General features: G+C 50.3%; 15 protein-coding genes. 2 read left to right on the forward strand and 13 right to left on the reverse strand.

The features are described 5' to 3' along the window. Positions 1 to 15: 15 nt before the first annotated feature. Positions 16 to 633 carry a succinate dehydrogenase cytochrome b558 subunit gene (locus KNO87_RS05915; protein WP_015881102.1) on the reverse strand — a complete coding sequence of 206 codons (618 nt, stop codon included), beginning with the start codon at positions 631 to 633 and terminating at the stop codon, positions 16 to 18. 222 nt (positions 634 to 855) lie between these two features. Between KNO87_RS05915 and KNO87_RS05920 the strand changes: the two genes are divergently transcribed. Further along, positions 856 to 1,248, forward strand: coding sequence for a YslB family protein (locus KNO87_RS05920; RefSeq protein ID WP_251126499.1), 393 nt, complete (start codon positions 856 to 858; stop codon positions 1,246 to 1,248). 203 nt (positions 1,249 to 1,451) lie between these two features. Here the strand turns inward: KNO87_RS05920 and uvrC are convergent, their stop codons facing one another. Further along, the gene (uvrC, locus tag KNO87_RS05925) at positions 1,452 to 3,242 is read right to left on the reverse strand and encodes an excinuclease ABC subunit UvrC (RefSeq protein ID WP_214794367.1); all 1,791 of its coding nucleotides are present in this window, start codon (positions 3,240 to 3,242) and stop codon (positions 1,452 to 1,454) included. Between the two features lie 70 nt (positions 3,243 to 3,312). Between uvrC and KNO87_RS05930 the strand changes: the two genes are divergently transcribed. Further along, the gene (locus tag KNO87_RS05930) at positions 3,313 to 4,626 is read left to right on the forward strand and encodes a dihydrolipoyl dehydrogenase family protein (protein WP_214794369.1); all 1,314 of its coding nucleotides are present in this window, start codon (positions 3,313 to 3,315) and stop codon (positions 4,624 to 4,626) included. Positions 4,627 to 4,668: 42 nt separating this feature from the next. Here KNO87_RS05930 and mnhG read toward each other — a convergent pair whose 3' ends face one another. The 11 genes from mnhG to KNO87_RS05985 form a co-directional block, all read right to left on the reverse strand. Further along, positions 4,669 to 5,028 (reverse strand): monovalent cation/H(+) antiporter subunit G, encoded by a 360-nt coding sequence (gene mnhG, locus KNO87_RS05935; protein WP_214794371.1) that lies wholly within the window; start codon positions 5,026 to 5,028, stop codon positions 4,669 to 4,671. Further along, a complete protein-coding gene (locus KNO87_RS05940) occupies positions 5,006 to 5,302 on the reverse strand; it encodes a Na(+)/H(+) antiporter subunit F1 (RefSeq protein WP_026826530.1) in 297 nt (98 codons plus the stop codon). The genes mnhG and KNO87_RS05940 overlap by 23 nt, the downstream gene beginning before the upstream one ends. After that, positions 5,302 to 5,787 (reverse strand): Na+/H+ antiporter subunit E, encoded by a 486-nt coding sequence (locus tag KNO87_RS05945; RefSeq protein WP_214695244.1) that lies wholly within the window; start codon positions 5,785 to 5,787, stop codon positions 5,302 to 5,304. Before KNO87_RS05945 ends, KNO87_RS05940 begins: the two co-directional genes overlap by 1 nt. 7 nt (positions 5,788 to 5,794) lie before the next feature. After that, positions 5,795 to 7,279 carry a Na+/H+ antiporter subunit D gene (locus KNO87_RS05950; RefSeq protein WP_214794373.1) on the reverse strand — a complete coding sequence of 495 codons (1,485 nt, stop codon included), beginning with the start codon at positions 7,277 to 7,279 and terminating at the stop codon, positions 5,795 to 5,797. Further along, positions 7,272 to 7,613 carry a Na(+)/H(+) antiporter subunit C gene (locus KNO87_RS05955; RefSeq protein ID WP_015881093.1) on the reverse strand — a complete coding sequence of 114 codons (342 nt, stop codon included), beginning with the start codon at positions 7,611 to 7,613 and terminating at the stop codon, positions 7,272 to 7,274. The genes KNO87_RS05950 and KNO87_RS05955 overlap by 8 nt, the downstream gene beginning before the upstream one ends. Beyond that, positions 7,613 to 8,050, reverse strand: a complete 438-nt coding sequence (locus KNO87_RS05960; RefSeq protein ID WP_214789438.1) for a Na(+)/H(+) antiporter subunit B — start codon at positions 8,048 to 8,050, stop codon at positions 7,613 to 7,615. Before KNO87_RS05960 ends, KNO87_RS05955 begins: the two co-directional genes overlap by 1 nt. Next, complete coding sequence (locus KNO87_RS05965) at positions 8,022 to 10,463, reverse strand: Na+/H+ antiporter subunit A (protein ID WP_214794375.1); 2,442 nt, start codon at positions 10,461 to 10,463, stop codon at positions 8,022 to 8,024. Before KNO87_RS05965 ends, KNO87_RS05960 begins: the two co-directional genes overlap by 29 nt. Positions 10,464 to 10,810: 347 nt before the next feature. Beyond that, a complete protein-coding gene (gene trxA / locus KNO87_RS05970; RefSeq protein ID WP_015881090.1) occupies positions 10,811 to 11,125 on the reverse strand; it encodes a thioredoxin in 315 nt (104 codons plus the stop codon). A 107-nt stretch (positions 11,126 to 11,232) separates the two neighbouring features. Further along, on the reverse strand, positions 11,233 to 12,198 hold the full coding sequence (locus KNO87_RS05975) for an electron transfer flavoprotein subunit alpha/FixB family protein (protein WP_214695236.1): 966 nt from the start codon (positions 12,196 to 12,198) through the stop codon (positions 11,233 to 11,235). Between the two features lie 14 nt (positions 12,199 to 12,212). Beyond that, complete coding sequence (locus KNO87_RS05980) at positions 12,213 to 12,986, reverse strand: electron transfer flavoprotein subunit beta/FixA family protein (RefSeq protein WP_214789442.1); 774 nt, start codon at positions 12,984 to 12,986, stop codon at positions 12,213 to 12,215. A 79-nt stretch (positions 12,987 to 13,065) separates the two neighbouring features. Next, positions 13,066 to 13,644 (reverse strand): fatty acid metabolism transcriptional regulator FadR, encoded by a 579-nt coding sequence (locus tag KNO87_RS05985; RefSeq protein WP_214789444.1) that lies wholly within the window; start codon positions 13,642 to 13,644, stop codon positions 13,066 to 13,068. Between the last annotated feature and the right edge of the window lie 46 nt (positions 13,645 to 13,690).

The following is a 13,690-nucleotide window of genomic DNA, read 5'->3' on the forward strand; positions in this document are numbered from 1 at the left end:
TAAAATTCCCCCTAATTACAAGATGCCTGCAAACGTCAAAATCGAACGGATGCCGACAAAAGATAGTGCCAAGAACACGACACCTGATACGTAGCTCATGAGACGTTGCGAACGAGGTGACTGTGTGATTCCCCACGTGATCGAGAACGACCAAAGACCGTTCGCGAAGTGGAACGTAGCCGAAAGGATTCCGACTATGTAGAAGATCAACATGAGCGGATTGTCGACGATGTTTTGCATCATCTCCGCATTGACTTCGACCCCGCGCAATTTCGCTAGACGCGTTTCCCAAACGTGCCACGCGATGAAGATCACGAGGAAGACTCCTGTGAAGCGTTGGAAGAGATACAACCAGTTGCGTGCGTATGAATAACGGTTCGAGTTGATCGACCCGAGAAACGCATAGTACACGCCGTACACTCCGTGGAAGATCATCGGCAATGCGATAATCGTCACTTCAAGGAAGTACAAGTACGGTAAGTTCTCCATGAATTTTGCTGCTTTGTTGAATGACTCCACCCCATCGACGATGTAGTAGTTGACCGACAAGTGAACGATCAAAAACAAACCGATTGGAATGACCCCAAGTAGCGAATGGACTTTACGACTGAAGTAGTCACGATGCGCTGCCATTCTAGTTCCCCCTTTTCACGAGCATTGGCTCGTATTGTCAATAAAAGCGTTTTCAAATGCAGATATAGCTTTCTGTCTCCTATTCTACTCTTGTGAAAATTGTATGACAAGACAACCTAACCGATTTGTGCCACATTCTTTTCAAAAATACAGGATGACCAAATTCCGATTGGTCGTTATAATGATATAGAGAGATTGGAGTGATGGGATAGAATGGAAACGATGAGCCAACCAATTTTCGCGATTGAACTTCTTCGCGACTATGTGTTGACGGACTTGCTTGGTGAAGATTACGCCCAAGTCATCTATTGGTCAGGAAAGCGGGTCGCCCGAAAATTCCCGACGATGTCTGACGATGAACTGACTGCATTCTTCGATGAGGCAGGTTGGGGAGCGTTGACGCTCAAAAAGGAACGTGGGAGTAAATTTACATACGAACTCACCCCACCACCTGCGACCCAAGCCAAAACGACAGGTTACTATCAGCTTGAAGCTGGATTTTTAGCCGAACAGATTGCAGGTCGTTTCCAGTGCGTCGCGGAAGGGTATGCCGATCCCGCCCGAAGAACTGTCCAAATCACCGTCCAACTAGACCGGAAAGACGATTACGAATAAGAGTCGATGCCAAATGCATCGACTCTTATTTTTGTTTACTGTGAAGTTGTTGACGCATGTACCGACGGAATTCATCTAGTTCGTGCCGATCAAACGCCACATTTTCCCCTTCATTGCTCCGCGTCGCCTTACGGACGACCGACACGATATTTCCCGGAAAATGTCCGTTCTCTAACAGCTAACGAAGTATTCCCTATGTCATGTCATTCATCCGTCTCCTCGTGCACGTATTGCAGGACGGTCTCTGCTAATTTTTCAGGTAGTCCAGCTTCCTTCAATTGTTCGAGCGAGGCCAGACGAATCTGTTTCATCGACCCGAAATGACGGATGAGCTGTTGACGACGTTTCGGACCGACTCCCGGAATCTCATCTAGAATCGACTTCGTCATCTTCTTCGTCCGCAAGCTGCGGTGGAAAGTGATGGCGAAACGGTGGACCTCATCTTGCATCCGTTGCAACAAATAAAACGCACTTGATCGTGGATGGAGTTCGACGACAGCACCATGTTCTCCAAACAAGAGTTGGCTCGTCCGATGTCGGTCATCCTTTTTGAGTGAGCCGACCGGTAAGTCGAGCCCAAACTCGTTTTGGATGACGTCGAGCGCCGCATTCAATTGACCAATCCCTCCGTCAATCAATAGGAGATCAGGTAGTCGCTTATCTTCCGTCAACAGGCGGCGGAACCGGCGACGCACGACTTCGCGCATCGTCTCGTAATCATCTGGTCCTTGGACGGTCCGAATCTTATATTTCCGATATTCCTTTTTGAGCGGCTTCCCGTCTTCAAAGACGACGAGTGCCGATACAGCGTCCGCTCCTTGGATGTTCGCGTTATCGATGATGTCAACGCGTGATAAATGCGGGATCCCGATGGCTTCCCCGAGTTCACGCATCGCGAGTAACGTCCGCTCTTCGTCCCGGGCGAGCAATTCGAACTTCTCGTTCAAGGCGATTGTCGCATTCTTCGTCGCCAAATCGAGTAGCTGTTTCTTTGCCCCACGTTTCGGTTGCATCACTCTCGTGCCGATGGCGTCATTCAACAAGTCGAGCCGGACCGTCTCCGGTACGAGGATTTCTTTCGGCACGACGTTTTGTTCGTAGAACTGGACGATGAAACTTTCGAGCTCTTCCGAAGGCTCACCGTGCATCGGGAAGAGGGAGACGTCTCGCTCGATCATTTTGCCGCCTCGCATATAAAAGACTTGGACGCACATCCAACCTCGGTCGAGTGTATAACCGAAAACGTCACGTGCCGTCGGGTCGGCCGTAATCATATTTTGTTTGTTCATGATCGATTCGACTGCTCGAATCTGGTCACGCAGTTCAGCCGCCCGTTCGAATTGCATGTCTTCGGCGGCACGCCCCATCTCGACGTTCAATTTCGCGAGCGTCTCAGCTGTCTCCCCATTCAAGAAGCGACGAATCTCATTGACGATCTCTTTTTGCGAATCCGTATCGACCGCCAGTTCACAAGGTCCTAGACATTGCCCGATGTGATAATAAAGACAAAGTTTCTTCGGCATCGGCTGACATTTCCGGAGCGGGTATAGCTTATCGAGCAGACGTTTCGTCTCGTTCGCCGCGTAAGCGTTCGGATACGGTCCGAAATAATGTCCGCCGTCTTTCTTCAGCTTACGTGTCGTCAAAAGTCGCGGATACGGTTCGTTCGTGATTTTGATGTACGGATACGTCTTGTCATCTTTCAGGCGAATGTTGTATTTCGGGTCGTGCTTTTTGATGAGTGTCATCTCCAGGAGCAACGCCTCGAGTTCACTCGCTGTCACGATATACTCGAAGTCACGAATCTCCGCGACGAGGCGCATCGTCTTGATGTCGTGTGCTCCCGTAAAATATGAGCGGACCCGATTCTTCAGATTTTTCGCCTTCCCTACATAGATGACCTCTCCATATTCGTTTTTATGCAAATAGCAGCCCGGCTCGTCCGGGAGCAGCGCTAATTTATGTTTAATGTGGTCGGTATGACTCAATTCCATTCACCTCAGTTTAGCTTCCTCCTAGACGGGAAAAAGAGTGTGATATCTCGTCAGAGGAGGATTTTATATTATGAAACGATACGATGTCATCATTGTCGGTAGCGGGTCTGCCGCTAGCCAAGCCGCCACGATTTTACGTGACGCCGGTAAAGAAATCGCCATCATTGAAAATTGGACGTTCGGAGGAACGTGCCCCCAACGCGGATGTGACCCGAAAAAAATGCTCGCCGAAGGTGCCGAGCTACTTGCCCGGACCGAGCGCATGCGCGAGCTCGGCGTCGAAGGAAGCCTGTCACTCGATTGGCAGGCCTTTAAAAAGCGGATTGATGAATATCGCTTCTCGATTCCCACGTCAAAAACACAACATTGGAACGAGATGAACATTGATTTATATCAGGGAGAACCTCACTTTATCGATGAGGATTCCATTGTCATCGAAGGTCACGAGCTATCGGCCCCTCAATTTTTGATTGCGACCGGTCAAACGCCACGCCCTCTTGATATCCCAGGTGGCGATCAGGCCATCACGAGCGATGACGTTTTCGACCTCGACGCCTTACCGGAATCGATTCACATCGTCGGTGCCGGCTATATCGCCTTTGAATTCGCCCATATCTTTCGACGTTTCGGAAGTGACGTGACACTCCTCATCCGTTCACAGGCACTAAAAGCATTCGACCCGAACGTCGTCCATCGACTCGTCGAGGAATCGAAGCGCATCGGCATCAGCGTCCGACACGACGTCGAGCCGACACGAATCGATGGGAACGTCTTAACGTTATCAGATGACTCTACCCTTGAAGGAGTTGTCCTTAACGCTACCGGACGAATTCCAAGCGTCGAGCGACTCCATCTCGATGCAGCCGGGGTCAAGTCAGACCGTCAAGGCATCCATGTGAACGAATACCTACAGACGAGTAACCCCGCTATTTATGCCGCCGGAGATGTCGCGTACAGTCCAAATCCTGCCCTCACCCCGTTCGCCGGTCAGGAAGGACGCCTCGCTGCGTTGAACATGCTTCACGGAAACACGCGGGTACTCCCCGAACGCCCGGCGCCGACAATCGTCTATGCGACCCCACCGATTGCCAAAGTCGGTCTCACCGTGGAAGAGGCTGAGGCAGAAGGAATCGACTTCGACGTGAAAGAGACGGACATGTCACACTTCCTCACCTATTCACGGATCAATGACGCGACCGCCTATTCGAAAGTATTGTTGAGTGAGGAAGGTCACGTCATCGGGGCACATTTGATTGGACACCATGCCCCAGAACTCATCAATCTGTTCTCTTTCATTATACAGAACAAACTGTCGCATCAACACGTGAAGCACTTAGAAGTCGCCTATCCGACCGCTGCTTCCGACCTGACTTACCTGATCTAAACAAAAGACGGGATTCGCACCGAGGCGAATCCCGTCTTTCTTTCATTCGATTCCTTTATCCTTGTCTTCTTTCAATGCGTCTTGTAACGACTTCTCCCAAAGCGGGACCCCTTTTGAGTGCGCTGCACGTGAAATGAGGTGACCACCAACTGGAGCTGTCAAAAGGACGAAGAAGAGACCGAGCAAGAGTCTTGCGTCAAATACCCGTTCATCGACATAGACGTGAAGGACGGCCGCAAAGAGGACGAACATGACACCGAGTGTCGCACTCTTCGAGGCTGCATGTGTTCGCGAATAAATATCTGGGAGACGGATGAGACCAATCGCGGCGACGACCGTGAAGAAGACGCCGATGATCGTGAAGATGCCGGTAATGAGATCAAAGATCATTGTCGCGGTCATGTTGGATAATCTCTCCCCTCTCTAAGAATTTCGAGAACGCCACCGTTCCGATGAAGGCCAAAATACTGAGTAGCAAGATGACTTCAAAATATAACGTCGTATCGAGCAGGATCGATAGCAACGCGACGACCGAGATGAGCGCGATCCCAATGGAGTCGAGTGCGATGACTCGGTCAGCCGTCGTCGGTCCTTTGACGACGCGATACAACATCATCAACATCGCAAGCAAGAGAATGGCGAGCGAGATGTAGATGAGAATGTCTAGTAAATCCATCACTCTGTCGCCTCCTTAATGCTTGATTCAAAGTTATCATAAATGTCTTTTCGCAATGCTTCCTTATCCGGCATGTTGAGTGCGTGGATATAAAGCACGGAATTGTCTTTTGACACCTGAACGACGAGCGTCCCAGGTGTGAGCGTGATCAGCATCGAGAGCAAGCTGACTTGCCATCCTTTGTCGAGGGACGTGTCATACCGGAAGATCCCCGGTTGAATCTTCAGCTTTGGACTGAGGACGAGACGTAACACCTCGAAGTTCGCGAGGAACAGTTCCCGGATGAAGATGAGGAGCAGTTTGAACAGACGCCAGACGCGTGTGAAGTAAAAACTGCCGCCACCAGATTTAAAGAATCGGCGCATCATGAACAAGATGAGCAATCCGAGTAAATACCCGACGAAGAATCCGCTCGATGTGAACGATCCCGTGAGGAACATCCAGATGAACGCCAAGAAAAAGTTAATCAATAGTTGATAAGCCATCTGTATTTCACTCCTTTATCACGGCATCGATATAGATTTCTGGATTGACGAGCGGCTCGATCGCCTGCGTGATATACGGATGGATGGCTTCTGCCCCGAATCCGTATGCGACCGCAATGATGAGCAACAAGAAGACCGGCACAATCAGACGTTTCGTATATGGGACGAGCGGTCCGTCATACTCGCGCTTCGCTTCTCCCCAGAATCCGTTCAAGAAGATCTTCATGACCGAATAGAGGACGAACAGACTCGACAAGAGAACGAGAAGTGGTCCGAACAGCTCTCCTTCGTCCATCCCACCTGAGACGATCAATAACTTCCCGAAGAATCCACTGAGTGGTGGAATCCCTGCGAGCGAGAGCGCTGCGACGAAGAATGTCCATCCGAACAGCGGGAAGCGGGTGATGAGTCCACCCATATCACGTAGTTGACCGGATTTGGTGATCCCGATCATCATCCCGACGAGCATGAAGAGGACCGCCTTGATGATCATATCGTGGATCAAGTAGTAGAGCGACCCTTCAAGGGACGTCTGCGTGTTGACGGAGATCCCGTACAAAATGACCCCGACCGCGATCATGATGTTGTAGATGATGATCAACTTCACGTCGTTATAGGCGATCGCTCCCGTCATCCCGATGAAGATGGTGAGGACAGCGAGCACCATGAGGAACGTCTGTAAAAATTCACCGTTTCCGTCAAAGAGCAACGTGTACGTTCGTAAAATCGAGTAGACCCCTACTTTCGTCAAGAGTGCCCCGAACATCGCGAGAATCGGAGTCGGTGCGACCACATACGCTCCAGGGAGCCAGTAATGAAGTGGGACGAGCGCCCCTTTCATCCCGAAGACGATGACGAACATCACACCGATGACGGTGATGACATCCGGGTTGTCGACGAGCGGGATTTTCATTGCCAAGTCCGCTAAGTTGAGGGTACCTGTGACGCCGTAAAGCAAGGCGACCGACATGACGAAGAGTGCCGAGGCGATGATGTTCACGAGCAAGTACTTGATGGACTCTCGTAATTGGACGCCTCGTCCACCGAGTACAATCAATACGTATGAGGACATCAAGAAGACCTCGAAGAAAACGAACAAGTTGAAGATATCACCTGTCGTGAAGGCACCGTTCACCCCGACGAGCAAGAAGAGCATCGAGATGTACAAGTAGTTGCCTTCATATGAATCTGAGAAGTAGTGGACGGCGAACCACACGATGAAGAGCGTGAGGAGAGTCGACGTCGTCACAAGTAGGGCTGACAGCATATCCGATACGAGTGTGATCCCGAACGGCGCTTGCCAGTTCCCGAGGTTGAGGGTTTGAATCCCCTCCGTGGAGACCTTGTGCACGAGAAAGAGTGACACGATCGCCGTCATGGCTAAAGCTCCAAGAGCCATCCCACGCTGCAGCTGGACCCGTTTTGGCATGAACATCATGATGATGGCCGCAAGCGCAGGAATGACGATTGGAAAGACCGGTAAGTTAATCATACGATTCTGTTCCTTTCATTTCTTCCATATTGTCCGTGCTGAGCTCCTGATACGTGCGGTAGGCAAGTACGAGGAAGAACGCCGTCACCCCGAAACTGATGACGATTGCCGTCAAGACGAGCGCTTGCGGTAACGGGTCTGTGAATTCAGTCACACCGTCGACGAGGACAGGGGCTGCCCCTGTCTTCAAACCTGCCGTCGTCAAGACGAGAAGGTGTGCCGCGTGACTGAACAAGGCTGTGCCAATGATGATGCGTAACAAACTTCTTGAGAGAACAAGATAGACGGCACACATCGTCAGGACACCGATGATGATGCTAACGAAGATTTCCATTATTCACTCTCTCCAATCGTTTGTATAATCGTCAACGTAATTCCGATGACTACGAGATAAACCCCTAAGTCGAACGCAATCGCCGTGTGAAGCGTCTGTTCGCCGAGAAGTGGTAAATCAAACTTCCCGTAGGCATGTGTCAAGAACGGACGGCCCAAGAATACCGAGTGAAGACCTGTTAAAAGTGCGATCAATAATCCCGTCGCCGTCATGAGACGGTAGTCGATCGGGAGAACGTTCGCGAGCGTCTTCGAATCAAATGCGAGTAGCAACAAGACGAGCGCCGCGGATGTCATCAATCCACCGATGAATCCTCCTCCTGGTGAATAGTGACCGGCAAAGAACAAATCGATCGAGAAGATGACGATGATGAAGAAAATGATAATCGCGGCCGTCTGCAAAATGACGTCATTGACGCGTTTGCTGTTTTGCTTCATGTGCACCTTCTCCTTTCGTACGTCGTGTTGTTCTAAATTTAATCATCGTGTAGATCCCGAAAGCCGCAATTCCAAGAACGACGATTTCAAACAAGGTATCAAATCCACGGAAATCGACGAGAACGACGTTGACCATGTTTTTCCCTGCTGCAAGCTCATACACGTTCTCTTTATAATACTCCGAGATCGAGGTGAGCGATTTGTTCGTGAGCGCCATGAAGCTGAGTAGCGTCACGGTCGTCCCGACGAGAACGGCCACGATGGCATTCCCGACTTTGAAACGCATGCGTACTTCCTTCTTGCTGATGTCCGGCATGTGGTAGAACACGAGCAAGAACAAGGCGACCGATACCGTCTCGATGACGAGTTGGGTCAGTGCCAAGTCAGGTGCACCGAAGAAGACGAAGAACAATGCCACGCCATATCCGACGACCCCGAGTAAAATGATGGACGGTAGACGCGATTTCATAAAGAGAATCGCGAGCGCACCGAGCATGACGACTGCACCAAGCACATATTCATATGGTGCGATCTCTGCCAAGTTCTCGAACGAGAATTGGTACATGTCGAACCACCAGATGCTAAAGAGCATCATGCCTGAGAGGAAGACGAAAATATAGATTAAATACGACCGGATGAATCCAGTCATGTAATTGTCTTTGAAGCGATATGCTGCTTTATTTGACCAGACGAGCGTACCATCGTACATCCCGTTGAGTGTCAAACGATGCGGGATCCGATTGTAGATCCCCATCCATTTGCCCATTTGCCAGAACAACAGCGAACCGAGGAGAACGACCCCGATTGTCATGAAGAGCTCTGGCGTCAAACCGTGCCAGAAGTAAATGTGGACATCTACCTCTTGCCCTTGTGCGACGAGTGTCGGGTAGATCGACTCGACCGCCGGTTTGATTAGCGAGTTCGACAATACGTTCGGGAAGAACCCGAGACCGACAACGAGAAGCGCGAGGATAGCTGGTGAAATCAACATGCCGATTGGCGCCTCATGCGGTTTCTTCGGCAATTGATCGAACTTCGCCTTGCCCATGAATGTCCGTGTGAACAGCATGATGCTGTAGATGAACGTGAACACACTTCCGACGAACGCAATGACCGGGAGTAAGATCCCAATCGTATCGAGCGCGAAGAAATCGGCCGAGAACACTTTCGTCGTCGCCTTCAAGAACATCTCTTTACTCAAGAAACCGTTAAATGGCGGTAGACCTGCCATCGAGAGCGAACCGATGACGGCAATCGTGAACGTAATTGGCATGACAGTCATCAGACCGCCAAGCTTACGAATGTCACGTGTGCCCGTCTCATGGTCGACAATCCCGGCCATCATGAAGAGCGAGCCTTTGAACGTTGCGTGGTTAATCAAATGGAAAATCGCTGCAATCGTCGCGACCATAAAGATGTTGTCATCCATTCCGTCATAGTGGAGCGCAGCCGCACCGAGACCGAGGAGTGACATAATCAACCCGAGCTGACTGACTGTCGAGAACGCCAGGATTCCCTTCAGGTCGGTCTGCTTCACGGCATTGAATGAGCCCCAGAACATCGTGAACATCCCGACTCCGGCAATCGTCCATAGCCATACCGATGACTCTTGGAATACCGGGCTCATACGGGCCACGAGGTAGAGACCCGCCTTGACCATCGTTGCCGAGTGAAGGTACGCACTGACCGGAGTTGGTGCCTCCATCGCGTCAGGCAACCAGATGTGGAACGGGAACTGCGCCGACTTCGTGAACGCCCCGAGCAAGATGAGAATCATCGCGACGAGGAAGAAAGGACTCTCAGCGATGACGCCAGAGTTCGCGATCATATCGCGAATGCTGTACGAACCAATCATCGATTCGAGTAAGACAATCCCCCCGAGCATCGACAATCCGCCGAATACGGTGAGAAGCATCGATTTCTGCGCGCCGTAGCGTGAGCGTTCTTTCTCATACCAGTAACCAATCAACAGGAATGATGAAATCGATGTGAGCTCCCAGAACATATACATGACAATCATGTTGTCCGAGAGAACGACCCCGAGCATCGCACTCATGAACATCAAGAGATACACGTAGAAGTGCCCGAGTGACTCTTTGTCCTTATTCAAATAGTAAATGGAATATAGGACAACGAGTGCGCCGATCCCCGTGATGAGGAGGGCGAACAATAGACTAAGTCCGTCGACGTATGCCGTGAAATTGATCCCGAGGGACGGCATCCACGCAATCGTCTCTGTCACGACGTCCCCTGCACTCGTGATCGGAATGAATCCGGCGAAGTAGGTGACGAGCACGACCGGTACGATCAGGACGAACCAACCTGTATGAATTTGTTTCATCCCCCGAAACAAGAACGGGATGAACGGTGCCGCAAGGAGCGGCAACAAAATAGCTAAATGTAACACCGACAAGAAAATTCCTCCTTCGAACAGAGTCGTACAATGGATTGAGCCGTAAAGTAAGGTCACTTGACTCCATCATGTCTTCCTCATGAGTATAGCGTAAATTTTCAGTCTGTTTCCATGATAAAAGCTTCCAGCTCGAGCGCCCCCTCGTTAAAATTCCGAATCTTTTAAATATGAAGGAAGCCGACGGAAATTCTTCAAAAAAATTTTTGAAATCAGACGATATGTATCGGATTTTTACGTACTTGAGGGTGTGCGGAATAACTCAACCTATTCCCTGCTTGCCTGTCCTTTTCCTTCTTTTCCGGTCGACAAAACAAAAAAGCAGCCGATACAGATCGGCTGCTACGCAATTATTGTGCTGTTGCGATAAACTCTTTCAATGCTTCTTTTGGTTGGAAGCCCATTGTTTTAGAAACAGGCTCGCCATCTTTGAACATCATGAGTGTCGGGATGCTTTGGATTTGGAAAGCACCTGCGACTTCAGGGTTTTCGTCAACGTCGAGTTTCACGATTTGGACTTGGTCGCCCATTTCTTGATCGAGTTCTTCGAGAACTGGCGCGATCATGCGACATGGTCCACACCAAGTTGCCCAGAAATCAACGAGGACTACGCCCTCTTTTACATCTTGTTCAAACGATTGAGTCGTTGCGTGTTTAATAGCCATTTGTAAAAACCTCCCCAATAAGATGAGAGAGCCCTGATACAGAACTCTCATGCAATTCATGTTCAGAGTATACCACGGAGGGTAACAACCCCAAAACGTTTTGCTTATTAGCTATTGACGAGGTGCTTGCGGAACTCTTCTGTCAACATTGGGACGACATCGAACAAATCGCCGACGATGCCATAATCCGCCACGCTGAAGATGTTCGCTTCTGGGTCTTTGTTGATGGCGACGATGACCTTCGCGTTACTCATCCCTGCCAAGTGTTGAATCGCTCCAGAAATCCCGCATGCGATATAGAGGTCTGGTGTGACGACTTTACCCGTCTGTCCGATTTGAAGCGCATAGTCGCAATAGTCGGCGTCACATGCTCCACGTGAAGCACCGACCGCTCCTCCGAGAAGCTCTGCCAATTCTTCAAGCGGTTTGAAACCGTCTTCGCTCTTGACGCCACGTCCACCTGCGACGATGACTTTCGCCTCCGCCAAGTCGACTTTCCCAGTCGCCTTCCGAACGACTTCTTTGACGATCATCGCAAGGTCTTTCAATTCGACCGCTGGTGTTTCAACCGATACGCTCGCACCAGCTTGACGTGCAAGTGCGTCGATGTTGTTCGGACGGATCGTGAAGAACATGACAGAGTCTTTGAACTTCACTTTCTCGAACGCCTTCCCTGAGTAGATCGGACGAACGAATTCAGCGTCACGGCCAGTCCCTTCGATTGAGACGACGTCACTGATGAGTCCGGCATCGAGACGTGCCGCGAGTTTCGGTGCGATGTCTTTCCCGAGAGCTGTGTGCCCGAGAACGATCATGTCTGGACTTTCTTGCTCGATCAACTGACGGAGCACTTGCCCGTATCCGTCTGGCGTATAGTGTTTGAGGCGATCGTCTTCAACAACGAGGACGCGGCTTGCGCCATACTCCCCGAGTTCTTGCGCGAGTGATTGCACGTGATCCCCAATCACAACTGCCGTCACATCGTCTGTCAATTGCTTCGCCGCAGCGATGGCTTCGAATGATACGTTACGTAACGCGCCTTCACGCGCTTCTGCGAGTACTAAAGCTTTCATCTATGATCTCCCCCTTAAATGACTTTCGCTTCCGTGCGAAGAAGTTGTACGAGCTCGCTCACTTGTGTCGACATGTCGCCTTCAAGGATACGCCCTGCTTTCTTCTCTTCTGGCAAGAATCGTTCGATCGTCTCGATTTTCGCTTCGATTTCATCTTCATCGAGGTCGATGTCCATGAGTTCGAGTTCTTCGAGTGGTTTCTTCTTCGCTTTCATGATTCCTGGCAAGCTTGGGTAACGTGGCTCGTTCAACCCTTGCTGCGCCGTCACGAGAAGCGGGAGTGAGACTTCGATGACTTCCGTGTCCCCTTCAACGTCACGTGTGACCGTAGCCGTCGTGCCATCGATTTCAAGAGCTGTGATCGTCGTGACGTAGTTCATGTCGAGAAGTTCTGCGACACGTGGCGCGACTTGTCCGCTACCACCGTCGATCGCAACGTTCCCTGCGAAGATAAGGTCTGCGTCTTGTTCTTTCAAATATGTTGCGAGCACTTTTGAAATCGTGACGTGGTCCGCATCCTCCACATCGTCCTCGATTGAGATACGAACGGCTTTGTCCGCTCCCATCGCGAGCGCTGTACGCAATTCTTTATCTGCGTCTTCTGGTCCTACCGTGACAACCGTGACCTCTCCCCCGAGTGCGTCGCGTTTTTGAATCGCTTCTTCGACCGCATATTCGTCATACGGGTTGATGATGAACTCAGCGCCGTCTTCTTGAATTTCCCCATTCTCGAGCTGAATCGCTTCCTCAGTATCAAACGTACGTTTCAGCAAAACAAAAATATTCATGGTTGATCCCCCTTTAGTCAATTCTTCCCATCATTCATGAATCAGCATTCATTTTTTGAGCTAGTGATAGGGCTCACTGTTAAGTAAGCCCCTTCTTTAACATATGGTGTACAGATGGAAGCGTCGACATCAAGTCGTACTTGAAGCCGCTCGCCATCCAGCTCGTCACAACCTCATCGATTGTGCCGAAGATCATTTGACGGGCGAGTCGATAGTCTAAATCCTTGTCGAACTCTCCTGTCTCGATTCCATGTTTGACGACGGAATCGATCAAATTCAAGTATGGCTTGAGTACTTCTCCGATTTTTTGGCGAAGCACCAAGTTCGACTGTCGCAATTCGATTTGCGTCACGACGGCAAGGTCGTAATCGGCCGACAGTTGTTTTAAATGTGATTCAATCAACTGATATAATTGATCCCCGGCTGTCGTCTCGTTCCCGATTTGTTGTTTCGAGTAGTCGATGAACAGCCCCATCTTCGCTTGGAACAACTCGATCAAGAGATGCTCCTTGTTTTTGAAGTACAAATAGATCGTGCCGTCCGCGACACCCGCCTCTTTGGCGATGGCTGTCACCTTTGCACCGTGATAGCCATGATTGGCAATTACTTTGACCGCCGCATCAATGATTCGGTCACTTTTCGAAATATGATTTGTCATTAACCCCAAGCTCCTTACCGCTGCAGAAAAATGAATGATGGTTCAT

Source organism: Exiguobacterium sp. s34, from assembly GCF_018617435.1.
Classification (GTDB): Bacteria; Bacillota; Bacilli; order Exiguobacteriales; family Exiguobacteriaceae; genus Exiguobacterium; species Exiguobacterium aestuarii.